At 59.2% G+C, this 22,992-nt stretch carries 22 protein-coding genes; 8 read left to right on the top strand and 14 right to left on the bottom strand.

Annotated features, from left to right (window positions below):
* The first annotated feature begins 58 nt into the window (after positions 1 to 58).
* A complete protein-coding gene (locus GOW09_RS00440; RefSeq protein WP_171114811.1) occupies positions 59 to 1,459 on the top strand; it encodes a short-chain fatty acyl-CoA regulator family protein in 1,401 nt (466 codons plus the stop codon).
* 71 nt (positions 1,460 to 1,530) lie between these two features.
* On the opposite strand, the gene GOW09_RS00435 is transcribed toward GOW09_RS00440, so the two are convergent.
* From GOW09_RS00435 to GOW09_RS00405, 7 genes are all read right to left on the bottom strand, one after another.
* Complete coding sequence (locus tag GOW09_RS00435; protein ID WP_152458727.1) at positions 1,531 to 1,770, bottom strand: YdcH family protein; 240 nt, start codon at positions 1,768 to 1,770, stop codon at positions 1,531 to 1,533.
* A 100-nt stretch (positions 1,771 to 1,870) separates the two neighbouring features.
* Positions 1,871 to 2,518, bottom strand: a complete 648-nt coding sequence (locus GOW09_RS00430) for a thermonuclease family protein (RefSeq protein ID WP_171114809.1) — start codon at positions 2,516 to 2,518, stop codon at positions 1,871 to 1,873.
* A 55-nt stretch (positions 2,519 to 2,573) separates the two neighbouring features.
* Positions 2,574 to 4,232, bottom strand: coding sequence for a choline dehydrogenase (betA, locus tag GOW09_RS00425; protein ID WP_171114807.1), 1,659 nt, complete (start codon positions 4,230 to 4,232; stop codon positions 2,574 to 2,576).
* A 70-nt stretch (positions 4,233 to 4,302) separates the two neighbouring features.
* Positions 4,303 to 5,811: a choline-sulfatase gene (gene betC / locus GOW09_RS00420; RefSeq protein WP_171114805.1), complete on the bottom strand. Its 1,509-nt coding sequence runs from the start codon at positions 5,809 to 5,811 to the stop codon at positions 4,303 to 4,305.
* Positions 5,811 to 6,380, bottom strand: a complete 570-nt coding sequence (gene betI / locus GOW09_RS00415; protein WP_171114803.1) for a transcriptional regulator BetI — start codon at positions 6,378 to 6,380, stop codon at positions 5,811 to 5,813. Before betI ends, betC begins: the two co-directional genes overlap by 1 nt.
* 87 nt (positions 6,381 to 6,467) lie before the next feature.
* Positions 6,468 to 7,376 (bottom strand): DMT family transporter, encoded by a 909-nt coding sequence (locus tag GOW09_RS00410; RefSeq protein WP_171116467.1) that lies wholly within the window; start codon positions 7,374 to 7,376, stop codon positions 6,468 to 6,470.
* Positions 7,377 to 7,416: 40 nt separating this feature from the next.
* Positions 7,417 to 8,016 carry a LysE/ArgO family amino acid transporter gene (locus GOW09_RS00405; RefSeq protein WP_171114801.1) on the bottom strand — a complete coding sequence of 200 codons (600 nt, stop codon included), beginning with the start codon at positions 8,014 to 8,016 and terminating at the stop codon, positions 7,417 to 7,419.
* Positions 8,017 to 8,103: 87 nt separating this feature from the next.
* Here GOW09_RS00405 and GOW09_RS00400 point away from each other — a divergent pair, with 87 nt between their 5' ends.
* Together GOW09_RS00400 and GOW09_RS00395 are read left to right on the top strand one after the other, a co-directional pair.
* The gene (locus GOW09_RS00400; protein ID WP_171114799.1) at positions 8,104 to 8,997 is read left to right on the top strand and encodes a LysR family transcriptional regulator ArgP; all 894 of its coding nucleotides are present in this window, start codon (positions 8,104 to 8,106) and stop codon (positions 8,995 to 8,997) included.
* A gap of 26 nt (positions 8,998 to 9,023) precedes the next feature.
* Positions 9,024 to 9,713, top strand: a complete 690-nt coding sequence (locus GOW09_RS00395; RefSeq protein ID WP_171114797.1) for a nitroreductase family protein — start codon at positions 9,024 to 9,026, stop codon at positions 9,711 to 9,713.
* An 11-nt stretch (positions 9,714 to 9,724) separates the two neighbouring features.
* Here the strand turns inward: GOW09_RS00395 and GOW09_RS00390 are convergent, their stop codons facing one another.
* Positions 9,725 to 11,002, bottom strand: a complete 1,278-nt coding sequence (locus GOW09_RS00390; RefSeq protein WP_171114795.1) for an MFS transporter — start codon at positions 11,000 to 11,002, stop codon at positions 9,725 to 9,727.
* A 149-nt stretch (positions 11,003 to 11,151) separates the two neighbouring features.
* The gene (locus GOW09_RS00385) at positions 11,152 to 11,892 is read right to left on the bottom strand and encodes a YebC/PmpR family DNA-binding transcriptional regulator (protein WP_171114793.1); all 741 of its coding nucleotides are present in this window, start codon (positions 11,890 to 11,892) and stop codon (positions 11,152 to 11,154) included.
* A 110-nt stretch (positions 11,893 to 12,002) separates the two neighbouring features.
* Between GOW09_RS00385 and GOW09_RS00380 the strand changes: the two genes are divergently transcribed.
* The 4 genes from GOW09_RS00380 (at position 12,003) to GOW09_RS00365 (ending at position 17,129) form a co-directional block, all read left to right on the top strand.
* Positions 12,003 to 13,775 carry an SLC13 family permease gene (locus GOW09_RS00380; protein ID WP_171114791.1) on the top strand — a complete coding sequence of 591 codons (1,773 nt, stop codon included), beginning with the start codon at positions 12,003 to 12,005 and terminating at the stop codon, positions 13,773 to 13,775.
* Between the two features lie 16 nt (positions 13,776 to 13,791).
* The gene (locus GOW09_RS00375) at positions 13,792 to 14,526 is read left to right on the top strand and encodes a glutamine amidotransferase (protein WP_171114788.1); all 735 of its coding nucleotides are present in this window, start codon (positions 13,792 to 13,794) and stop codon (positions 14,524 to 14,526) included.
* A 73-nt stretch (positions 14,527 to 14,599) separates the two neighbouring features.
* Positions 14,600 to 15,457, top strand: coding sequence for a bile acid:sodium symporter family protein (locus tag GOW09_RS00370; RefSeq protein ID WP_171114786.1), 858 nt, complete (start codon positions 14,600 to 14,602; stop codon positions 15,455 to 15,457).
* A 10-nt stretch (positions 15,458 to 15,467) separates the two neighbouring features.
* The gene (locus GOW09_RS00365) at positions 15,468 to 17,129 is read left to right on the top strand and encodes an FAD-binding dehydrogenase (RefSeq protein WP_171114784.1); all 1,662 of its coding nucleotides are present in this window, start codon (positions 15,468 to 15,470) and stop codon (positions 17,127 to 17,129) included.
* Positions 17,130 to 17,142: 13 nt separating this feature from the next.
* Here the strand turns inward: GOW09_RS00365 and GOW09_RS00360 are convergent, their stop codons facing one another.
* The 3 genes from GOW09_RS00360 to GOW09_RS00350 form a co-directional block, all read right to left on the bottom strand.
* Positions 17,143 to 17,880: a YbaY family lipoprotein gene (locus GOW09_RS00360; protein ID WP_253283895.1), complete on the bottom strand. Its 738-nt coding sequence runs from the start codon at positions 17,878 to 17,880 to the stop codon at positions 17,143 to 17,145.
* A gap of 95 nt (positions 17,881 to 17,975) precedes the next feature.
* Complete coding sequence (locus GOW09_RS00355) at positions 17,976 to 19,754, bottom strand: SLC13 family permease (RefSeq protein ID WP_171114783.1); 1,779 nt, start codon at positions 19,752 to 19,754, stop codon at positions 17,976 to 17,978.
* 87 nt (positions 19,755 to 19,841) lie between these two features.
* The gene (locus tag GOW09_RS00350; protein ID WP_171114781.1) at positions 19,842 to 20,657 is read right to left on the bottom strand and encodes a TIGR00282 family metallophosphoesterase; all 816 of its coding nucleotides are present in this window, start codon (positions 20,655 to 20,657) and stop codon (positions 19,842 to 19,844) included.
* Positions 20,658 to 20,790: 133 nt separating this feature from the next.
* Between GOW09_RS00350 and GOW09_RS00345 the strand changes: the two genes are divergently transcribed.
* Positions 20,791 to 21,018: a DUF333 domain-containing protein gene (locus GOW09_RS00345; protein WP_367397076.1), complete on the top strand. Its 228-nt coding sequence runs from the start codon at positions 20,791 to 20,793 to the stop codon at positions 21,016 to 21,018.
* 3 nt (positions 21,019 to 21,021) lie between these two features.
* On the opposite strand, the gene GOW09_RS00340 is transcribed toward GOW09_RS00345, so the two are convergent.
* Together GOW09_RS00340 and mgtE are read right to left on the bottom strand one after the other, a co-directional pair.
* Positions 21,022 to 21,579 carry a 5-formyltetrahydrofolate cyclo-ligase gene (locus tag GOW09_RS00340; protein WP_171114779.1) on the bottom strand — a complete coding sequence of 186 codons (558 nt, stop codon included), beginning with the start codon at positions 21,577 to 21,579 and terminating at the stop codon, positions 21,022 to 21,024.
* On the bottom strand, positions 21,576 to 22,970 hold the full coding sequence (gene mgtE / locus GOW09_RS00335; protein ID WP_171114777.1) for a magnesium transporter: 1,395 nt from the start codon (positions 22,968 to 22,970) through the stop codon (positions 21,576 to 21,578). The genes GOW09_RS00340 and mgtE overlap by 4 nt, the downstream gene beginning before the upstream one ends.
* Positions 22,971 to 22,992 lie beyond the last annotated feature (22 nt).

The raw sequence follows: 22,992 nt of genomic DNA, 5'->3' as shown, positions 1-22,992 counted from the left end.
TGCCCCGAAAACTTTGCAAAGTTAATCTTCCAAAACAGAAAACTTGCAAAGGCACCTCATGGCCACCCAAAAGCTCTATGCCGGCGCGAAGCTGCGTGAAATGCGCACGCGACTGGCCCTGACACAACGCGAATTCGCGGCGAAACTGGGTGTTTCACTCCCATATCTGAACCAGATGGAGAACAACAACCGGCCGATCTCGACCACGGTTGTGTTGGCTCTGGCACAAGAATTCGGCATGGATGTCACCGAGCTCAGCACCGGCGACAGTGAGCGACTGGTATCGGATATGCGCGAAGCTTTGGCCGACCCGGTTTTTGCGGATATTCTGCCGCCACTTGCCGATTTACGCCTGACGGCATCAAACGCCCCGGCATTGGCCCGCGCATTTATCGAGTTGCACAAAACCTACCGGCAAACGCATGAACGCCTCGCCTCACTGGACGAAGCCTTGGGGCGAGAAGACGCCCGAATGCAGGCCAGCCCCTGGGAAGAGGTGCGGGACTTCTTCCATTATTGCGACAACTACATCGACGCCGTGGACCGGGCGGCAGAGCTGTTCGCCAATCGCGCTGAAAACCCGGGCAGTATCCGGCAGGCGGCTTTGAACAGCCTGACTGAGCGTGGCATTCAAGTGATGTTCTCTGACATCGCCCCTTTGCGCACCTATGACGCCGAAAGCAAAATCCTGCGCCTTTCCTCCCGCTCGACCCCGCAAACGCAAGTGTTTCAACTGCTGTTGCAGGTCGCATTGATCAGTCAGGACAAACTGCTGGAAGCGACACTGGATTTTGCCAAGTTCCAAAGCGAAGAGGCGCGGTCCATCGCCAAGATCGGCCTTGCCAATTATTTCGCCGGCGCTTCCTTGATGCCCTATTCCGCATTCCTGACCGCCGCTCAGGAAGATCGCCACGATCTGGAGCTGCTCAGCAACCGGTTCGGCGCATCGATCGAGCAGGTTGCGCATAGACTGTCAACGCTGCAACGCCCGGGTGCAAAAGGTATCCCGTTCTTTTTTGTCCGCGTGGATCAGGCCGGAACGATCACGAAACGGCACTCGGCCACGCGTCTGCAATTTGCACGGTTCGGTGGCGCCTGCCCCCTTTGGAACGTACATCGGGCCTTTGAAACGCCGGGACACTTCCTTCGGCAACTGGCAGAAACGCCGGATGGTGTGCGTTACATCTCGCTGGCTCGGGATGTGTCGAAATCAGGTGGTTCATTCGGCGCACCGGTCAGGCGGTACGCAATTGCGCTGGGGTGCGAGGTGCGCCACGCCCCGGCGCTTGTCTATGCCGATAACCTCGACATAAACAACGCCAGCGCTTACGAGCCCATCGGCATTTCCTGCCGCATCTGCGAGCGGCAAAACTGCCATCAGCGTTCAGTCCCGCCGCTGGAACGCCGTCTCAGCATCGACACCCATACGCGCGGCACCCTGCCTTACGAAGTCACCTGATTTCGTATGGCCAGAAATTAACCGGGGGAGCCCGACCCGGGCCGGGACAGCGAGTGCCCCGGCACTGGTGTTCAGGCCTTGGACAAAATCGCCCAGATTTCGTCTTTCAGCGCTGCCCGTTTCTTGCGCAAATCAACTTCGGCCAGGTCTTCCATGGGTTCGACGTTGGTTTCGGCCCGATGCACAACGCGATTGACCTCGTGATACTCATCAGCCAGACGAGCAAAATGCGCGTCCGTTTGCTTGAGCTGGCTCATCAGTTCAACCTTGTCCGGAAACTCTTCGGCCAGTTCATGCGGGGTGTGGGACATGTCTGTTCGCTCCTTCATATGTCGTTGCATATCAGTGGTAGAAGCTTGACGCGCCGCCCACTTTGACGCGGATCAATTTCATACAGGAAAAATTCAGAATTCAGCGTCGCGCAGCACGCCAACCCGCTGCACGTGCTTCGGCAGCAGAGCAGAACCATCGCTCGCCCTTGGCTGCACTGATCCGGGTTTTGGCATAGTACCTCTGGCCCGGTTCGTGAAAGATCCTTTCGCCCTTTGACGAAACATTTCCTTTGATTAGGCATGTTTCAGAGGATTTCGGTTTCTTGCGTGCCCTGTGGACCCAAGGCACCTGTATCTGTGTCTTGTGCAATCCCCTGTTTTCAATCCTCGCGACCTGTTCGGCACCTGCATACGTGTCCGAATATTTGCGGTACGCAAAGGCCAAGCCCTGCTCTACAATCCGGGCGGCGACGTCTTCGCGCTCCACGCTGCACCGAGCAACGATGCGACCGTAGCGATCCCGATCCAACGGGACACAAGTGGTCATCCGTCCCTGAAACTGCTTCTGAACCTTATGAGTGGCCCACGCCCCGCATGGCCAGCTTGATCTGTCGGAATCCTGACAGGTCTGATCCAGTTCGGGCGCATCGATACCGTGCAGCCGCACCCGAACACCACCGACATTCCAGGTGTCCGCATCGATTACGTGAACCCGACCCGCAAGGTGCTCTGCGGCATGGGTCAGACCTGGAAGCAGAAGAACAAAGGCTAAACAAATCCTTAACATGCCCCCGATATGCGCGGTATTTCACGCGCATTCAACCGGGGGCCGTTTGGAAAGGTTAACGTTGAGCGGTTGCCCAGTTTGGGTGAATCCACGGACGATCATTGGCCTTCGGCAACGGACCTTTGCCCAAAAGCGAATCCGACACTTTTTCACCCACCATGATAGACGGCGCATTCAGGTTGCCGTTGGTGATCTGCGGAAAGATTGAACTGTCCGCAACGCGCAACCCGTCCACGCCGATGACACGGCCTTGGGGGTCGACTACCGCATTCTTGTCATCCGCGCGCCCCATCCGGCACGTACCGCAGGGGTGGTAGGCGCTTTCCGCATGCTCCGCGATAAAGGCGTTCAGATCTTCATCCGTTTGGACAGCGGAACCGGGCTGAATTTCCTTGCCCGCAAAGGGCTTGAAGGCGGCTTGCCCAAAGATTTCGCGGGTCAGCCGGATACAGGTGCGGAAATCCTCCCAATCCTTTTCATGGCTCATGTAGTTGAACTTGATCACCGGCGCGTCTGCGGCTTGGGCAGAGCGCAATGTGACCGCCCCGCGTGACGGCGACCGCATCGGGCCGACATGCGCCTGGAACCCGTGCCCCTCGGCAGCGGCCTGCCCATCATAGCGCACCGCTATCGGCAGGAAGTGGTATTGAATGTCGGGGTATTCCACGCCCGGTTTCGACCGGATGAACGCCGCGCTTTCGAACTGGTTCGATGCGCCCAATCCCGTTTTGGTAAACAGCCATTGCGCCCCGATCAGGCCCTTGCTGAACAGGTTCCAGTGCTTGTAGAGCGTGATCGGTTGCAGCGACGCCTGTTGGATGTAAAGCTCAAGATGGTCCTGTAGGTTGGCACCAACCCCCGGGCGATCCGCCACGACGTCGATCCCATGCTCGGCCAGATGCGCCGCCGGGCCGATACCGGACAACATCAGCAGCTTGGGCGAGTTGATCGACGATGCAGCAAGAACGACTTCGCGCCGGGCCTTGATGACCTCTTTCCTGCCGCCGCGGATCAGTTCGACCCCTGTGGCGCGGCCGTTTTCCATGACAACCCGAGACGCAAGACCGCGCACGATATCGCAATTGTCGCGCTTGAGCGCGGGTTTCAGATAGGCATTCGCCGCAGACCAGCGCCGCCCCTTCCAGACGGTCTGCTCCATCGGGCCAAAGCCTTCCTGCTTTTCACCGTTGTAGTCGCCCGTGACTTCGTAACCGGCCTGCTGACCGGCGTCCACAAAGGCCTGAAACAACGGGTTCTCGCGCGGGCCGCGCGACACGTGCAACGGACCGTCAGTGCCGCGCCATGCCGGATCTCCCCCATGGCCGCCGTCGTGCCAGGTTTCCATCCGTTTGTAATAAGGCAAAACATCCGCGTAAGACCAACCGTCAGCCCCCATCTCGGCCCAGGTATCGAAATCGCGCGCGTGGCCGCGAACATAGACCATGCCATTGATCGAGGACGACCCGCCGATCACCTTGCCGCGCGGACAGGCCAGGCGACGGTTGTTCAGGTGCGGCTCGGGCTCGGACTGATAGCCCCAGTCATAGCGCGACATGTTCATCGGATAGCTCAGCGCCGCCGGCATCTGAATGAACGGCCCCATGTCGGTGCCGCCGTGTTCGATCACCAGAACCGAGGCCCCGGCCTCGCTCAGACGATATGCCATTGCGCAGCCTGCGGACCCTGCGCCGACGATGACAAAATCTGCTTCCATTTCCACAACTCCTGCCCCGCCGAGAAGGTTGGATGCCTCCGGCGGGAGTATTTTCGAAAAGATGAAGAGGTTATTCGCCGCGCGGGAACCGGGCGCTTTCCTCGACGATGTTCAGATCCATGTGATTGCGCATGTAGCGTTCCGACGCTTTTTGCAGCGGCTGATAATCCCACGGGTAGTATCCGCCCTGCCGCAGCGCTTCGTACACAACCCAACGCCGAGCCTGGCTGGCACGGACTTCGGCATCGAAGCGATCCAGATCCCAACGGGCCTCGGATTTGGCACGCAGTGTTTGCAACGTGCCTGCGTGTTCGGGGCTGTCTGCCAGATTGTTCAGTTCGTGCGGGTCGGCCTCAAGATCAAACAACTGATCAGGGTCCAGCGCACAGCGGTTGTATTTCCACTTGCCATATCGCAGCGAGACCAGCGGCGCGTAGGATGCCTCGGCCGCGTATTCCATGGTTACCGGTGTGGTTCGTTCTTCGCCCAGTACCAACGGCACGAGGTTTTCGCCATCGGTCCAGGGGGCGATCTCGGCCATGTCTACGCCAGCCAGCGCCCCCAGGGTCGGCGTTACGTCTATTGTCGATACCGGAGCATCTATCCGGCCGGCGGGCAGATCAGGCGAAGCGATCATAAGCGGCACACGCGCCGAGCCTTCGTAGAAGTTCATCTTGAACCACAACCCGCGTTCGCCCAGCATGTCGCCGTGATCCGAAACGAACAGGATGATCGCCTCTTGCCGGGTGGTTTCCAGCACTTCGAGGATTTCGCCGATCTTGTCGTCCAGATAGGAAATATTGGCGAAATAGGCGCGACGCGACTTGCGGGTATCTTCTTGGGTGATGTCGAAACTGCGCCAGTCATTGGCATCGAAGATGCGCTTGGCGTGGGGGTCCTGATTGTCATAACCCAGATCGGCGACCTCGGGCAGCAGATGTGCGCAATCTTCGTAAAGGTCCCAGTATTTGCGGCGGGCAACATATGGGTCATGGGGGTGCGTGAAGCTGACGGTCACGCACCACGGGCGGTCATCCTTGCCACGTGCCAGATCATAAAGTTTGGCCTTGGCGTTATAGGCGACCTCGTCGTCGTATTCCATCTGGTTGGAAATCTCGGCAACACCCGCGCCGGTGACGGACCCCATGTTGTGATACCACCAGTCGATGCGTTCACCCGGCTTGCGGTAATCCGGGGTCCAGCCGAAATCGGCCGGGTAGATGTCGGTGGTCAGGCGGTCTTCGAACCCGTGCAGCTGATCGGGGCCGACGAAATGCATCTTGCCCGACAAACAGGTGTAATAGCCCGCGCGGCGCAGGTGATGCGCGTATGTGGGGATATCGCTGCGAAATTCGGCCGCGTTGTCATAGACGCCGGTGCGCGACGGCAATTGACCGGACATGAAGCTGGCCCGCCCGGGCGCGCACAAGGGCGACGCCGTGTAAGCGTTGGCAAATCGGGTTGACCGTTCCGCCAGTTTCTTCAGGTTCGGAGCGTGAAGCCAGTCAGCGGGACCGTCTGGAAAGAGAGTCCCGTTTAGCTGATCCACCATCAGGATCAGAATGTTCGGTTTTGTCATTATTCAGCCTCGAGCAGAGTATTGAGCACACGCATCGCGTGGTTCACGGCCAGTTGCGGTTCTTCAGGGGCGCTGAGTGCGGCGCGGATGTACAGCCCGTCAATCAGGGCAACCATGTTCTCAGCCGCCTCTTGCGGGTCAGCCAACTTGTGCCGCAGGGCGTGGGTCAAATTGGATTTGATGCGGGCCTGATAGATCTGCCACAGGCGCAGGGCATCATCATTGGTCTGAGCCAGCACGTAGAAGGTCATCCAGGCCGCGATCACATCGGGTGTGAAACAAGAAGGCGCAAAACACGCCCTTACGATCGCCTGCGCCCTTTCGTCCGCCGCAGCCGCTTTCAGCTCGCCCCTTGCTTCTTCGCCGAAGTCCGACAGGATCCGGCGCATGGCGGCCAGAAAGATCTGATCCTTGCCGCCGAAATAGTGGTGCGCAAGCGCGCTGGACATGCCGGCACGTTTGGCAATCTGACTGACTGTTACATCAAGGGATTTCTTCACGCCCAGCTCAGCGATTGTTGCGCGTACAATCGCATCCCGGCGGATTGGCTCCATTCCGACTTTTGGCATCGTTCTCCCCTTGAGCAGGCGTCACGGGACCACGCTAGGGGGTTTTTATTGACTCGTCAATTAATGAAAAATCAGGAAGCGGTGTCGTTACAGCTTCGGCGCAATACTCGGAGGCGTCAAGTCCCGGCGGTTCAACACGAATTCGCGCCATGAGATAAAGCTCACGGCGGCAAGGATCAGCGTGCCGCCCGCGACAACCCAAACGTCAACGCTTTCATGGAAAACCGCGGCGCCCAGGATCGTGGCCCATATCAACTGAAGAAACGTCACCGGCTGCGTGACGGCCACCGGCGCCGCCTGAAGCGCCAGGGTCATGAAATAGTGCCCGGCGGTCGCAAAACTGGCCACCAGAAAAAGAACCCCGATATCCCGCAGGCTTGGCTGCGTCCAAACGGCGATCGCAAAGGGTATCAAGGCAATGGTCACCCAGATCGACAGATGTGCCACAACGACGGCGGGCGGTACGTCACGCACCAGAATTTTGGCCAATAAATACGACCCCCCAAGGGTCAGGGCCGTTCCCAGCATGGCCAGATGGCCTGATGACACTTCGCGAAACCCGGGCCGCAGGATGATCAGGACGCCAATCAGAGCGACAAGAATCGCAGCAATCCGGCGAAAGGCCAGCTTTTCGCCCAAAAACAGGGCCGCCCCCAGTGTGACGTAAACCGGTGTCATGTAATTCATGGCTGTAACTTCGGCCAGTGGGATCTGTGTCATCGCAAAGAACCAGAGCATGACCGCAACCGCATGCACGATGCCTCGCAGACCGAAAAGCGTCAGCAGGCGGGGGGTCAGATGCGTCGCCATGATCGACCGCATGGCCGGCAACAGAAACACCAACCCCAGCACATATCGCAGAAAGGCGGCCTGGATGGAATTCATCGATGTGCCCAGCGACTTCACCAGCGCGGTCATCACAACAAAGGACAAGCCGGCAGCGAACATCCAGAACATGCCGGCAAGCGGGCGGGACGATACGGTGGATGAAGTCATGTTCAAGGTTGAACACCGAAACCCGGCCGGGAACAACCCTTCACATGGTAACAAGTTTCAGCGCGATACCCAACATGACCACGCCAATCCCTGCGTCCAGCACCTGCCACGCCCTGGGGCGCGCAAAAACAGGCGACAGGATGCTTGCCCCATAGCCAAGCGAAAAGAAGAATACAAAGCTGGATGTCATCGCGCCGAGGGCGAAACCAAGCCGGTCGTCATATTGGGCCGAGATCGAACCGATCAGCACGACCGTATCCAGATATACATGCGGATTCAGCCAGGTGAACGCAAATACCGTCAGCAGCGCGGCCTTGAGGCTGGTTCGCTTGCCATTGCCGATTTCCATCACCGAACCACCCAGCCAGGACGACCGGAGACTGCGCAGGCCATACCAGGTCAGGAATGCCGCCCCACCGTATCGCATCACGGTTTCGAACCAAGGTGCGGCCTGTGCCAGAGTGCCAAAACCTGCCACGCCTGCTCCGATCAGGATGGCATCAGACACCGCGCAGGTCAGGCACAGAAAAAACACATGCTCGCGGCGCAAGCCCTGCCTCAGAATAAAGGCGTTCTGCGCCCCGATGGCGAGGATCAGGCTGAAACCCAGTGCGAAACCGGCGATCACGGATGTAGGCATGGTACCTCCTGCGTTGCCATTGCGTTGACTAATGGCCGCGATACGATCTATCAAATTAAAGATGTTGCCCTCAGTTAAGTTTTGCTAATGCTGCTGGACCCTCACCAATTGGCCGCTTTGTCAGCCATTCTGCGCCATGGCAGCTTTGATGCGGCGGCGGCGGAACTGGCTGTAACCCCTTCGGCGATATCCCAGCGGATAAAAGCGCTGGAGGATCGCGTGGGCGCCTCGCTCATCCATCGGGGAACCCCTTGCACCGGAACGCCAGCAGGGCAGCGCATCGCACGTTACGCCGAAGATGTCGGTTTGCTGGAAGCGCAGCTGGCTCGGGAATTGACTCTGGCACAAGAACCCGGGTCCGCGCGGGTTCGCGTTGCGGTACCCGCCGACATTCTGGCCACCTGGTTCATTGACGCGATGGCGCGGGTGCCCGACATGCTGTTCGACCTTGTGATCGACGATCAGGATCATTCTGCAGACTGGCTGAGGCGCGGCGAGGTCAGCGCCGCCGTCACCGTCGGCGGACAAACCGTGAGCGGTTGCGACGCGATTGAGTTGGGCGTGTTGAGATATCTGCCCACCGCCAGCCCGAAATTTGTCAACACCTGGTTCAAGAACGGCGTGACCGAGGAAACCCTCAGCAAAGCGCCTTGCCTTGTCTTCAACAGGAAGGACGGTCTGCAAAAAGCGTGGATCGCAAATCACACCGGCAAACATCTGTCACCGCCTTTCCACTTCCTGCCATCTTCGCAAGGGTTCGTTGATGCCGCAGTCGCCGGAATTGGCTGGGGCATGAACCCCGCAGCCCTTGTGCAAGACGCCATGGCACGTGGGCTGCTGAGCCCGATCGTGCCCGATGCGCCACTGGACATCGCGCTCAGCTGGCAGGTCGGGCGGGTTCTTGCCCCGGCGCTCAAACCCCTTACACAAGCGGTCCAGCATGCTGCGCAACGGGTTTTGCTACCGTCACAAGGCAAATAGTCAGACTCATTTGATTGGAGGAACCAATGTTCTCGCGCGACGCCCTCAGTTATGACCCCATTCCCCTGCCCGACCGATGCGAGATCAGTGATGCTGACATGCAGGACGCGGCTGCGGCTTTCTTTGAAAAGATGCGGCGGCGTCATACCGTTCGGGACTTCTCCACGCGCCCGGTGGCTCGTGATGTGATCGAAACCTGCCTGCGCGCCGCGGGCACGGCCCCGTCAGGTGCAAACCACCAGCCCTGGCATTTTGCTGCCATTTCGGACCCCAAGCTGAAACTTCGCATCCGCGAGGAAGCCGAAGAAGAAGAGCGTCGCTTTTACGCGGGAGGGGCGGGCGATGAATGGATCAAGGCTCTGGAACCCATCGGGACAAACGCGGTCAAGGAACACCTGACCGTCGCCCCGTGGCTGATCGTGGTCTTTGCCCAACGCTGGGGGCAATTCGAAGACGGGACGCGGTACAAGAATTACTACGTGCCGGAAAGTGTGAACATTGCCACCGGCTTTCTGCTGGCGGCATTGCATCACGCCGGTCTCAGCACGTTGACACATACCCCGAACCCGATGCGGTTTCTGACCGATGCGCTGGGTCGGCCCGCTTCAGAGAAACCGACAATGATCATAGCAGTTGGACATCCCTCGGAAACCGCGACCGTGCCGTCCGTTGCAAAGCTGAAAAAGCCCCTGGACGAGATTTCTTCCTTTTTCTGAGCGGAGCCGCATCAGCCCTGTGTGCCAGAGGCGTCCTTTCGGTCCGGCAACATTGTCAGGTAGCATGTCACGCAGGCCACCAGGCTGACTGCGACTATGAACGCGACGGCCAATACAACCTCGTGCATATGGGCGACTGCGGCCAAGGCCGCCGAAAGCAGCACCGCCAACAAACGGGTAAAAGACTTGATCGCCGCTGATCCCTGAACGCGCTGTTCCTTGGGTGCGACGTCCAGGAAATAGAGCTTGCGCGCGCTGCTGATCCCGGTCACCGCAACGGTGACGACAAACAGCGCGATCGCGTGCAGATGCACATCGTGATCGATACCCAAGTAGTGAAATGCCAGAAGAACACCGCCGGTTGCGGCCACCATCAGTGTCCCGACCACCATGACGGCACGATGAGACTTCATGTTCACGACCTGCCACAAAGGCCCGGACACAAGATAGCCTGAAGCAGATGAAACAATCATCGCGGTCAGTCCCCTGGCCGAGCTGTGATGCGCCTCGGCCGCGATCAGCGCAAAGAATGGGACAGAGAGCGAAACAGCCACCAACAACATTCGCATGACCATGTAACGCCGAAACCACGAGTATTCGAACATGCCAAGAATACCCCGGGCATTGGCCTTGAACGACAGCTTTGCTTTGGGTCCGGTCTTGTTTGCCGGCTCCGCCGAGCGGGCATTCTCTGTCATGGCCAGTATCAAAAGCCCTGACAGCATGAAAAACGCAACCGATACACCGATCATGGTTGAGTGGCGCGAAAAAGGTGGGTTTTCCTTGGTGATCTGATGCACCAACATGGCAAGACCGATGGCACACAAGCCTCCGCCCCCAAGTTGCAGGTAATGCAGGACCATGCGCGAACGCGAGTGGACATGATCGCCCAGCAGATCGGTGAACATCAGGTTCTGCACCTCGTCCACAAGACCGATCACGAAAAAGACCGCCACGAAAACCACTGCGATCAACGGAACGACCCCGGTCGCGGCGGCCACCATTGCCAGGACCAGACAGGATCCGATGATCGCTTCGGTCAGAGCGATTGCGCGTTTCTTTTGCGATTTCGCCGCGACGGATTGCGCCAGAAAGAAATCGGAAATCATGCTGCCAATCATTCGCACCGAAACCAGCGCGCCCGCCACGAACATCGGCAGTTCGAATGACACGGCCAGAAACGGCAAAACCACCGATGGGCTGCCCAGAGTCCACGCAACCTGAGACACGATACTCTGCCCAGCAAGAACCGGCACGTTTCGCTTGGCCTTTTCAGCAGTCGCATCCATCGTGGATCTTTCGGTGGCGTTGTCTCGGAAATTCCGGGTTTTTCCAGCCTATGCGTTTCGAAGGGTTCAGCCAACAACTCTTCGAAACTGTCCGAAAACGAAAAAACCCGACGGTTGAGCCGGGTTTCGCCGTCAAGATCCGCAACAGCTCAGAGCTGTGCCATCACCTCATCCGAGGCTTCGAAATTGGTCGTGACGCGCTGTACGTCGTCATCGTCTTCCAGCGCATCCACCAGCTTCATCAGCTTTTGCATGTCTTCCAGACCCAGCTCGGTCGTGGTGGTCGGCTTCCAGACCAATTTGGTGGATTCCGATTCACCCAGCGCAGCTTCCAACGCGTTCGAAACGTCGTTCAGATCCGTATCCGCACACCAGATTATGTGGCCATCCTCTGAGCTTTCGACATCTTCCGCGCCGGCCTCGATGGCGGCTTCGAAAATGGTGTCTGCGTCACCCGCAGATGCAGGGTAAATCACTTCGCCCTTGCGCTCGAACATGAACCCGACCGAGCCCGTCTCGCCCAGATTGCCGCCGTTCTTGGAAAAGGTCGAACGCACGGTCGACGCAGTGCGGTTGCGGTTGTCCGTCATGGTTTCAACAATCACGGCCACACCGTTGGGGCCATAGCCCTCATAGCGGATTTCTTCATAATCGTCGCCTTCACCGGCAGTAGACTTTTTGATCGCACGGTCAATCACATCCTTGGGAACCGAGTTCGACTTGGCCTCTTTCACGGCCAGACGCAAGCGCGGGTTCTTGTCGGGATCGGGGTCACCCATCTTGGCGGCAACGGTGATCTCTTTCGACAGTTTGGAAAACAGTTTGGACCGCGCGGCGTCCTGACGCCCCTTGCGGTGCTGGATGTTGGCCCATTTTGAGTGGCCTGCCATAATGCGTCCTCGTCATCGTGATTGCGTGTTCGGCGCTCATATAGACGTTTGCAGGGGGCAGGATCAAGAGAGCGGCTTGCGACGGCTTCACTGGCTAGTATGGTGACGACATGACGACAGACCAGATCATTCTTTTTGCGCTTTTCATCACCGTCTTCGGAATGCTGCTGTGGGGCCGGTTTCGATACGACCTTGTGGCCTTTGCCGCGCTGATGATTGGCGTTGTGCTGGGCGTCGTGCCCGTGGATGGTGCCTTTGCCGGGTTCGGCCATCCCGCGACCATCATCGTGGCGCTGGTTTTGGTGGTTTCTGCCGGTTTAGTCCGATCAGGCGCAGTGTTCCTGATCACCCGCACGCTGGTTGATGCCTCGCGGGGCTTAGGTGCGCATATCGCCCTGATGGGTGGGATCGGCGCGGTTCTGTCGGCCTTTATGAACAACGTGGCGGCGCTGGCGCTGCTGATGCCCGTGGACATCCAGACCGCACGCAAGGCCGGACGATCGGTGAGCCTGTCGCTGATGCCGCTGAGCTTTGCCACCATTCTGGGGGGGATGGCGACGCTGATCGGGACCCCACCGAACATCATCATAGCGTCGATCCGGGCCGAAACACTGGGCGAGCCGTTTCACATGTTCGATTTTGCCCCGGTCGGTGGGCTGGCCGCAATCACCGGTCTTGCCTTTGTCGCAGTGGTGGGCTGGCGCCTGATCCCCAATCGCGGACCGCAGGCCGAGACATCGGAAACCTTGGCCGAATACATCGCCGAGCTGACCGTCCCCCCGGAATCCGCCCATATCGGCAAACGGGTCAGCGAGCTTTATGAGGTGGCCGAGAAATCGGACGTGGCCATCATCGGTTTGATCCGGGATGGCAAACGGCGCTATGGCCGGTCGGCGCACGCCGTCTTGCAGGAAGGTGACGCGCTGGTTCTGGAAGCCCGACCCGAGGCGCTGGACGAGTTTCGCGCAGCGCTCAATCTCAACTTCTCGGACACGCGCCGGCAGGAATTGCTGACGGCCGAGGGTGACGGGCTGGAAGTGATCGAAGTCGTCGTGCCGGAAAGCGCGCGCATCACAGGTCGCACGGCACAAGGGCTTGGGCTGGCCTGGCGGCAAAGCACCGTTTTGATGGGCATCTCACGCCAGGGGCGCAGGATCACCGAACAGGTCCGCAAGACCGAGGTGGAACCGGGCGATATCCTGCTGCTGCTCTGCCCTCGCGACCGCGCTGCGGATGTTACGGAATGGCTGGGTTGCCTGCCCCTTGCCGGACGCGGGCTGAACGTTACTGCAAACGACAAGGCATGGCTGGCCATCGGTCTGTTTGCCGCCGCTGTTTTGGCCGCAAGTGTCGGGTTGATCTACCTTCCCATTGCTTTGGGGCTGGTTGTGATTGCTTATGTGCTGACCAAGATCATGCCGATCACCGACATTTACAATCACATCGAATGGCCGGTGGTCGTACTGCTGGGGTCTATGATCCCCCTGGGCAGTGCCTTGGAGACCTCGGGCGGCACCGAACTGATCGCAAACGCCCTGATTCAACTGACCGATGGTCTGCCCGCCTGGGCCATTCTGACCGTATTGATGGTTGTCACGATGACTTTGTCGGACGTGTTGAACAACACTGCCACTGCTATTGTCGCCGCGCCTGTCGGGATACAAATGGCACGCACGCTCGAGGTGTCACCCGACCCGTTCCTGATGACCGTGGCCGTTGCGGCTTCGGCTGCGTTCCTTACCCCCATCGGGCACAAGAACAACACGCTGGTTCTAGGGCCCGGCGGCTATCGGTTCGGAGATTACTGGCGCATGGGATTGCCGCTGGAAGTGCTGATCATAGCCGTTTCTGTTCCCGCCATTCTTGTATTCTGGCCGCTGTGACGGGTAAAGGCTGCGTATGAAACCGTTTTTGATCCTGCAACTGCGCCCCGAAACAGATGCGTCCGATGCCGAATATGCCTCGATCCTGAACCGGAGCGGGTTGTCTCCTGAACAGACGCATCGCATCCGTTTGGATTGCGACGACCTGCCAGAAGGGTTGGATGTCACGGACTATGCCGGTGTCATCGTAGGCGGCGGACCGGGATGCGTCAGTGACGACCCGGCGACCAAATCCCCGCTGGATGCCCGGATCGAGGCTGCGATCATGGGGTTGATGCCGCAGATCATCGCGCAAGATCACCCGTTCATGGGCTGCTGCTATGGCCTTGGTATTCTGGCGGCGTATCTGGGCGGCGACGTCAGCAAGGCGCGGTATGGCGAACCCGTTGGGCCATCCACGTGCCATTTGACCCCGGAAGGGCAGCGGGATCCGTTGACCGCCGGGTTGGAACCCACCTTCGACGCTTTCGTTGGCCACAAGGAAGCGGTTCAGGCTCTGCCGAAAGGATGCGTTCACCTTGTCGCGTCAGACCCCTGCCCGTTCCAGATGATCCGTTGGGCGCAGAACGTATACGCCACGCAGTTCCACCCCGAAGCAGACGCCAGGGATTTTGAACAGCGCATCAATATCTACAAGAACCACGGCTATTTCCCGCCTGAAGACGCGCAAAAACTGATCGACCACTGCCATTCGGCCGATGTCACGCAGCCGGGCGAGATCCTGCGCCAGTTCGTCCGACGATACGAATGACCCAACGGCGCGGTTGCCTGCGCCTTGCCCCCTCGCATAGGCTGATCTGACGCAACTTTGGGAGGAGTTGTCCTTGGATTTGCTTTTGAATGTCGGCTTGCCGGTGTCGCTTGCCATTATCATGTTGTCTCTTGGCATCGGGCTGGAGGTGGCAGACTTCCGTCGTGTCCTGAGCCGGCGACGCGCCTTTGCCATCGGGGCGGCAAGCCAGATTGTTCTCTTGCCAGTCGCGGCCTTCGTGACGGTCACAATCTTTGCATTGCCCCCCGAGATCGCGGTTGGTTTCATGCTGCTCAGTTTTTGCCCGGGCGGCGTAACCAGCAACATCCTCTCCAAGCTCGCCAAAGCCGATGTCGCACTTTCGGTCAGCCTGACCGCCGTGATCAGCCTTTTGTCGATGGTGACCGTGCCAATACTGGCCGCGTGGTCGATCGCGCATTTCATGGGCGACGAAGCCTCCGAGGTTTCGATCACCGGGCTGGCTGTTGCATTGTTTCTGATAACAACGCTTCCCGTGGGCATCGGGGTCGGAGTTCGCAACTTTGCAACAGGGTTTGCAAACCGCGTAGAGCCGGGATTGTCGACGCTCGCGACCGTTTTGTTCGTGCTGATCGTTGCCGCGGCACTGGCCGGGAACTGGCAATTGTTCGTCGACAATCTTGGCATCATGGGCGCAGGCTTGGTTTCTTTGAATATCGCCCTGCTGTTCATCGGGTTGGGGCTGGCGCGGATATCAAACCTGTCCTGGAATGAGTGCAAGACGATCTCGATCGAAACCGGAATTCAAAACTCCACGCTGGGCATTACACTGGCGGCGCTTATCACGAATACCGAAAGCGGGTTCAGCCCGCTGGCCCTGCCCTCGGCGGTTTATGGCATTACGATGTACGCCGTGGTTCTGCCGTTTCTCGTCTGGTTCCGCAGGCGCTGAAAGGACCGTTATGACAAACAACACTGCTGATGCGATCGTAATCGGTGCTGGTCTGGCCGGATTGGCCGCCGCAGCCGAACTGGGCGACCGAGGCAAAAAGGTAATAATACTCGATCAGGAACCAGAAGGTTTTCTGGGCGGTCAGGCCTTCTGGAGCCTGGGTGGCCTGTTCATGGTCGACACGCCTGAACAACGCCGCATGGGTATCCGCGACAGCCACGATCTGGCGTTGCGCGACTGGATGGGAAGCGCACAGTTTGACCGCGAAGAAGACACCTGGCCCCGCAAATGGGCCGAGGCCTATGTCGAGTTCGCCGCCGGTGAAATGCGCCCCTGGCTGCATGACATGGGCCTGCGCTGGTTTCCGGTCGTGGGCTGGGCTGAACGTGGCGGGTCTTATGCAAACGGGCATGGCAATTCCGTCCCGCGCTTTCACATCACCTGGGGCACCGGACCCGGCGTGCTGGAGCACTTCATCCGCCGGGTCCGCGCCCATGTCAGCGCCGGTCTGATCCAGCTGAAGTTCCGCCATCAGGTCAGCCATATCATCATGCAGAACGGCGAGGCCAAGGGCGTCTCGGGCGAGGTTTTGGCCGATGACGCGGCCCCGCGCGGCGGCAAGACCAACCGCGACGAGGTCGGCGAGTTCGAGGTCTATGCACCCTCGGTCATCGTCACCTCGGGCGGGATAGGTGGCAATTTCGAGATGGTGCGCCAGAACTGGCCCCGCGACCGCCTGGGCGAACCGCCCAAGGACATGGTGGCGGGTGTGCCCTTCCATGTGGATGGTCGGATGATCGCCATCAGCGAAAAGGCCGGTGGCCATGTCATCAACGGCGACCGTATGTGGCATTACACCGAAGGTGTGTGCAACTGGGATCCGATCTGGCCCGCCCATGGCATTCGCATTCTGCCCGGCCCCAGTTCAATGTGGTTCGACGCCAAGGGAAACCGTCTGGAACCGCCCTGCCTGCCGGGATTCGATACGCTGGGAACGTTGAAGGAAATCCTGAAAACTGGATACGAATACAGCTGGTTTGTTCTGACCCAAAAGGTCATCAAGAAGGAATTCGCTCTGTCCGGGTCCGAACAGAACCCCGATTTCACCTCGGGCAGCTGGAAAGAGGTGATCCGTCAGCGCATTCTGTCCGGTTCCAAGGCAACTGCACCGGTCGAGGCGTTCAAGGAACACGGCGAGGATTTCGTCGTGGCCAACACGCTGACCGAACTGGTGAGCGGCATGAACCATCTGGGCGGGGGTCTGATCGACGAGGCGCATCTGCGCGCCCAGATCGAAGCACGGGATTCACAGGTGGACAATCCGTTCTCAAAAGATGCGCAGATGATGGCGATCCTGGCGGCGCGCAACTATCGCGGCGACAAGCTGATCCGCACCGCCAAACCGCACAAGTTCCTGGACCCAAAGAACGGCCCGCTGATCGCAGTCAAGCTGCACGTGCTGACCCGCAAGACACTGGGCGGTTTGCAGACCAATCTGGACAGTCAGATGATCGGCGCCGACGGTCAGGTTGTGCCGGGCCTGTTCGCAGCCGGCGAAGTCGCCGGATTCGGTGGCGGTGGTTATCACGGTTACAACGCGCTTGAGGGAACCTTCCTGGGCGGCTGCATCTTTTCGGGTCGCAACGCCGGGCGATCGAGGGCCATCGCGTGACAGCCCTGCCCTATTACTTGCGCATCATTTTGATCACCGGCTCACCCTGAGCATCCAGCAAGGCCAGCGCGTTGCCTTGCATCGCGAAGGTCGTGACACTTTGCATCGCCTTGAGAAACTGCCGCTCGACCTCATCCAGCGGGGGTGGGCAAGCCATGAGCGTTGCAGCCATATTGTCCGGGAACGCAATCCGATTGTCAGAAATCTCGGCCTGGCCACTGAACCGGTTGCAACCGCCGCTGCCTGAAAATGCCCCGCCCTGCCCAAAAGCAAGTTCAGGTCGTTTCTCTGTCTCGACAGCCGCACCATTGAGGCCCGAAGCGACCCATTCGGTGTTTTCCAGCATCGCGGCACCTTGGTGTTGCACCTGTATCATCAGCAGGTCAGCAGAATTCTCGGCCCCATGTGTCAGTACCGGATAAACGGTATCCGTGGTGAACAACAGCTTTTGCCCCTGCATGACCGAAGCACGCACGGCGTATCTGCGCCCGTCCTGAATCAATGCGTCATCATAGGTCAGTTCGAACTGCGCCGGCACACCGGTTAAGGCATATCTCTGCGCGGCAAGCGTTTCGGCCGGCGCATCCGCCAATGAGATATCCTGAAGCTCGACGAACAAGGTCGTGTCAGGCGGAAGCGCAATACGCTCTCGGTAGGTTGCAGTTCCTTCGACGGTTCCGGCAAGCGATGCGCCGCTCAAAACGGTGGCGAAAGCAACCGCAGGAAACATGGTGCGGCCGAATGTCAGCATGGCAGTACCCCTTGAAGTAATATTTCTACAAAAGATTGCTGTTCATCCGACATTTACAAGTACGCCGCGGATAAAGCGGCAAATCTGTGCCGATGTCATAACGGCCAGATCAACGGGATCAGCAGAGACGCCAACAATCCGACCGTCAGGTTCAGCGGCACACCGACCCTCATGAAGTCGGTGAACCTGTAGCCCCCGGGGCCATAGACCATCATGTTCGTCTGGTATCCGATCGGAGTAGCAAAAGATGCCGAAGCCGCCACCATGACCGCGACGACCAGTGGGCGCGGATCTATTCCGACCGCCTGAGCCAGACCGATGGCGATCGGGGTGACCACAACCGCCACGGCGTTGTTGGAAACCAGTTCCGTCAGCACCGAGGTCAGCAGGTAAATCGCCCAGATAATGAGGAATGGCGGCAAGACACTGAGCCCCGGCGCAACGGCCTCGACGATCAGAGAAACCGCGCCCGAGCTGTCAAGCGCAGACCCTATGCCCAGCATCGCGAAGATCAATGCCAACAGGCGACCTTCCACAAAAGAAAACGCCTCATCCGCATCGATACAGCGGGTCAGCAGAACCACGGCGCAGGCCACAATCGACAACAACAGGATGGGCGCAATGCCCAGCGCGGCAAGTGCAACAATCCCTACAAGAGCCCCAATCGCAATCGGTGCATGGCTTCGACGGAAGGCACGAGCCGATGGCTGGGTGACGTCCACCATGTCCATTTCCGCCGCCAGCCGCTGGATATCCGCCGGGGCACCTTCCAAAAGCAGCGTATCCCCAACCCTGACCACCAAGTCATCCAGCTGACGGCCGATATTCTGGTTGCGACGGTGCACCGCCAGCACGTAAACGCCATAACGACGCCGAAGCCGCATCATCCCAAGGGTCCGCCCCACCAGACGGCATCCGGGCGTGATCAGCACCTCAACCGTCTTGGTTTCAACGGCAGACACCTGGTCCACGCGCTTGAGTTCCTTGTTGCTTTGCAAGCTCAACAACTCGGTCATCTCGGTTCGCAACACGACACGGTCGCCGACCCGCAGTTCGACGCCCTTGAGGTTTCGCCGCAGGGATTCATCCCCTCGGAGAACATCGATCAAGCGTACACCCGGCCGCTTGAACAGTTGAACTCCTGTCACTTCGCGCCCGATCAGGTTGCTGTCCGGCGGAATGACGGCCTCGGTAAAGAACTTCATCTTGGACCGATCACTGAGCAGCGACGCCATGCTGTCCCGCTCGGGCAACAGTTTGGGCGCTATGAACCGCAAATAGATCATGCCGTAGATCACCAGCGCGATCCCCAGCGGCGTGACTTCGAAAATCGTAAAGGGTTTCATCCCCTGCGCGCGGGCCACACCATCGACCAGCAGGTTGGTGGACGTGCCGATCAATGTAAGCGTGCCGCCCAGAATGGCTGCATAACTCAGCGGAATCAGCAATTTGGACGCGGGAACATTCAGGGTGCGGGCGATTTGCACAAAGACCGGTATCATCACCACGACCACTGGCGTATTCGAAACCACCGCCGAGGCCAGCACGACAAACCCCATGAGCAATGCGATGGCGATACGCGGATTCACCTGAGCCTGCTTTTGCGCGGTCGAGGTGAACGAGTCCAAGGCTCCGGTCCGCACCAAAGCACCCATGATGATGAACATCGCGGCAATCGTCCAGGGTGCCGGGTTGGACAGAACTGCAAGCGCGTTTTGATAGGGCAGAATGCCGGTTACAAGCATCAGTGAGACACCGCCAATGGCCACGACCTCGGTCGGATAAACCTCGCGCAGGAACATGATGAACATGCCCGCAACGATGACCAGCGCCAGAACCGCGCTTCCTGTGTCTGTCAGTGAAAGGAAATTCATTCGTGGTATTCTGTCCGAACCCGGGCCCAAGCGCCTGATGACATGCAGTTTCACGCATTGCGCCCGACAGAGCAAGCCTGACGATGACTATTCGGGCCCGGCTTGTTCCAGGCGCCCTCCGACGCGCACCATACGCACGGTTTTGGCCTGTCCGTCACGATCATCGGTTTCCACGAACACGCCGCTCAGTGTGGCCTCGCCGTTTGCAGGAGTAAAGCGCGCCTTGGGCATACCGGTGATGAACCGTCGCATGGGCTCCTGCTTGTCCATGCCGATGACCGAATCGTAATCTCCGCACATGCCGGCATCGGTCAAATACGCGGTGCCACCCGGCAGAATCTGGGAATCAGCCGTCGGGACATGGGTATGCGTTCCCACCACAAGGCTTGCACGTTTGTCGCAATAGTGCCCCATCGCCATCTTCTCGGACGTGGCCTCGCAATGCATGTCCACGATGATCGCCTGCGCCTGCCCGCCTCTGGGATGGGATTTCAGGATAGGTTCGATAGCCGAGAATGGATCGTCGAACGGGCGTTTCATAAAGACCTGACCCAGCACCTGAACCACCAGAACCTTGCGCCCCCCCGGCGCCGTGAACAGCCGATGACCCCGCCCCGGCGCGCCTTTGGCGAAGTTCACGGGTCGTATGATGCGCTGTTCCTTCTCGATGAATTGCAGCATGTCTTTCTGGTCGAACGCATGATCGCCCAGCGTCAGGCAATCCGCTCCGGCGTCGAGCAACAGCCTGGCGTGATCTCCGGTCAGCCCCATGCCGTTCGACGCGTTTTCGCCATTGACCACGACAAAATCCAGCCGCCATTCGTCGCGCAGGCGCGGCAAATGCTGCTGAACGGCCGCGCGGCCCGCGCGCCCCATGACATCACCAAGAAACAGAATCCTCATGATCCGGGTCGTAGGGGCTGTACTGGGCAATAACAAGGCGGAAGCGTGAAATTAACGGCAGACTTGGGGGTTGAAATCAAATTCTGCCGTGGCAATGTTTCGATACGTCTCTTGAATACAGAAGGAATTCTTCGTGAAGCCGTCAATTGTTCTGACCGGCTGCCTTTTGGCGGCAACTGCTGCCGCTGCCGAAGGCACCAAGACATCCATGCCCAACCCCGCCGCGACCTTTTGCATTGAAAACGACGGGACCTACCAGCTTCGTAAAAACGAAGACGGCAGTGTCTATGGCATCTGCATCCTGAAGGACGGCACCGAGGTGGATGCTTGGGATTACTTGCGCAGCCATTTCGAACAGTAGCAGCTAGAAGGTCAGCACGCGGCTTTCCGTGACAACCATGTCCAGCGGTTGGTCGGTTGGCTCGAGCGGCAGGTCCGCAGCCTCTTGCGCATCAAATGCAAAACCGATGGCAAGCGTCGGGCGTTTGGCGCGCAAGCCTTCCAGCGTTCGGTCATAAAACCCGCCGCCATACCCCAGGCGGCCACCATTTGCGTCGAAGGCGACCAGCGGAACGATCAGAATTTCGGGGTCGAAATAGTCATCCACCTGGGGCACTTTTGCACCGAACGGGCCATCCTTGAGCACACCGTCCGGCGTCCAGCGAGAGAATTTCAGCGGCTGACCGGCTGCCTGGATGACAGGCACACCCACCGGGCCATAAGCCGATGCTTCGGCCATCGCGGGCACCGGGTCGATCTCGGTCCGGATCGGCATGTAACCTGACAGGGGCACGCCGCGATGGCCTGCCAGAACCTCGGACAAGCGCCCGGCTGCACCCGGCAGGCGCGCATCAAACGCGGCCTTGCGGCGGGCAAAGGCCGCTTTGCGCGCCGCGGCTTTGATGTCGGTCAGATCGGTCACAGTAGCACCACGCTGGCAAGCCCAAGAAATATGAAGAAACCCATGACATCCGTCGTGGTTGTCACAAAGGTTCCCGATGCCAGCGCAGGGTCGATGCCCAAGCGGTCCAGCAAGACAGGTACTACCGTACCTGCGAACCCGGCGATGATCATATTCACGACCAAGGCCGCCCCGATCACGACACCCAGCAGCGGGGAATCGAACCACAGCATCCCGACGGTGCCCAACACGATGGCAAAGCACAGCCCGTTGAGCATGCCAACCAGCAATTCCCGTCGGATCACTCGCATAACGTTTGCATTAGTCAGGTCGCGCGTCGCCAGCGCACGCACGGCCACCGTCAGCGACTGCGTGCCCGCGTTACCGCCCATCGACGCGACAATGGGCATCAGGATTGCCAGAGCAACCAGTTGATCAATCGCAGCCTCGAACTGAGAAATCACCAAAGAGGCACAGATCGCCGTGCACAGGTTCACAGCCAACCAGGGCAACCTTCGCCGGCTGGTTGCCGCCACACTGTCGGACAACGAGCTTTCGTCGCCTACGCCGGCAAGACGCAGGATGTCCTCTTCGTGTTCTTCATCCAGAACGACCATCGCGTCGTCAATGGTAATGACACCGACCAAACGGCCATCCGCATCCACCACCGGGGCCGAGATCAGGTGATACTGGTTGAAGGCATAAGCCACGTCTTCCTCATCCTGATCGACGGGGATGATGTGAAACTCTTCTTCTGCCAGATCAATCAGCGGCACTTCACGCCGCGCCGCCATGAGCTTGCCCAACGTCACCTGAGCAACCGGTTTCAGGCGCGGATCGACCAGAACGACGTGATAGAACTGTTCGGGCAAATCATCATTGGCGCGCATGAAGTCGATGGCTTGCCCAACGCTCCAATGTTCGGGCGCCATGACGACTTCCCGCTGCATGAGACGACCGGCCGAGTTCTCGGGGTAGGACAATGCCTGCTCGGCTGCGATCCTTTCAGAATCCTCCAATGCGTCCAGAATGGTTTCCTGCTGCGGTTCCTCAAGGTCTTCCAGCAGGTCAACGACATCGTCGCTTTCCATCTCGCGCACGGCTTCGGCCAGAACATCCGGGTTCAGAACCGAGATCACCTCTTCACGAACCGATTCATCCAGTTCAGACAGGATGTCGCCGTCGAACTCTTTGTCGTACAGGCGGATCAGGCGCGCCCGGTCAAACGGATTGATCTGTTCAAGAAGGTCTGCAATGTCGGCCGAGTGCAGCGGCTCCATCAACTCAACCAGCTTGTCGCGGTCGTCTATATCCACCGCGTACAGGATCGCCGCAACTGCCTTGGGGTCCAACGCATAGGCGTCTTCATCCCGGGGCTGATCGTGTCCGGCTTCGTCTCTGCCTGTCGTCATGCTCTGCCCCTTTTTGCGATTG

Source organism: Ruegeria sp. HKCCA5463 (assembly GCF_013034175.1).
Taxonomy (GTDB): Bacteria; Pseudomonadota; Alphaproteobacteria; order Rhodobacterales; family Rhodobacteraceae; genus Ruegeria.
This window is presented reverse-complemented; position numbering and strand designations above follow the sequence as displayed.

Bases quoted from the DNA above. Each gene is read 5' to 3' on its own strand.
- GOW09_RS00380 (WP_171114791.1), top strand. From the start codon at position 12,003: ATGACGACAGACCAGATCATTCTTTTTGCGCTTTTCATCACCGTCTTC.
- GOW09_RS00385 (WP_171114793.1), bottom strand. From the start codon at position 11,892: ATGGCAGGCCACTCAAAATGGGCCAACATCCAGCACCGCAAGGGGCGT.
- GOW09_RS00365 (WP_171114784.1), top strand. From the start codon at position 15,468: ATGACAAACAACACTGCTGATGCGATCGTAATCGGTGCTGGTCTGGCC.
- betI (WP_171114803.1), bottom strand. From the start codon at position 6,380: ATGCCAAAAGTCGGAATGGAGCCAATCCGCCGGGATGCGATTGTACGC.
- GOW09_RS00360 (WP_253283895.1), bottom strand. From the start codon at position 17,880: ATGCTGACATTCGGCCGCACCATGTTTCCTGCGGTTGCTTTCGCCACC.
- GOW09_RS00355 (WP_171114783.1), bottom strand. From the start codon at position 19,754: ATGAATTTCCTTTCACTGACAGACACAGGAAGCGCGGTTCTGGCGCTG.
- GOW09_RS00375 (WP_171114788.1), top strand. From the start codon at position 13,792: ATGAAACCGTTTTTGATCCTGCAACTGCGCCCCGAAACAGATGCGTCC.
- GOW09_RS00435 (WP_152458727.1), bottom strand. From the start codon at position 1,770: ATGTCCCACACCCCGCATGAACTGGCCGAAGAGTTTCCGGACAAGGTT.
- GOW09_RS00395 (WP_171114797.1), top strand. From the start codon at position 9,024: ATGTTCTCGCGCGACGCCCTCAGTTATGACCCCATTCCCCTGCCCGAC.
- GOW09_RS00405 (WP_171114801.1), bottom strand. From the start codon at position 8,016: ATGCCTACATCCGTGATCGCCGGTTTCGCACTGGGTTTCAGCCTGATC.
- betC (WP_171114805.1), bottom strand. From the start codon at position 5,811: ATGACAAAACCGAACATTCTGATCCTGATGGTGGATCAGCTAAACGGG.
- GOW09_RS00350 (WP_171114781.1), bottom strand. From the start codon at position 20,657: ATGAGGATTCTGTTTCTTGGTGATGTCATGGGGCGCGCGGGCCGCGCG.
- betA (WP_171114807.1), bottom strand. From the start codon at position 4,232: ATGGAAGCAGATTTTGTCATCGTCGGCGCAGGGTCCGCAGGCTGCGCA.
- GOW09_RS00390 (WP_171114795.1), bottom strand. From the start codon at position 11,002: ATGGATGCGACTGCTGAAAAGGCCAAGCGAAACGTGCCGGTTCTTGCT.
- mgtE (WP_171114777.1), bottom strand. From the start codon at position 22,970: ATGACGACAGGCAGAGACGAAGCCGGACACGATCAGCCCCGGGATGAA.
- GOW09_RS00410 (WP_171116467.1), bottom strand. From the start codon at position 7,376: ATGACTTCATCCACCGTATCGTCCCGCCCGCTTGCCGGCATGTTCTGG.
- GOW09_RS00400 (WP_171114799.1), top strand. From the start codon at position 8,104: ATGCTGCTGGACCCTCACCAATTGGCCGCTTTGTCAGCCATTCTGCGC.
- GOW09_RS00430 (WP_171114809.1), bottom strand. From the start codon at position 2,518: ATGTTAAGGATTTGTTTAGCCTTTGTTCTTCTGCTTCCAGGTCTGACC.
- GOW09_RS00440 (WP_171114811.1), top strand. From the start codon at position 59: ATGGCCACCCAAAAGCTCTATGCCGGCGCGAAGCTGCGTGAAATGCGC.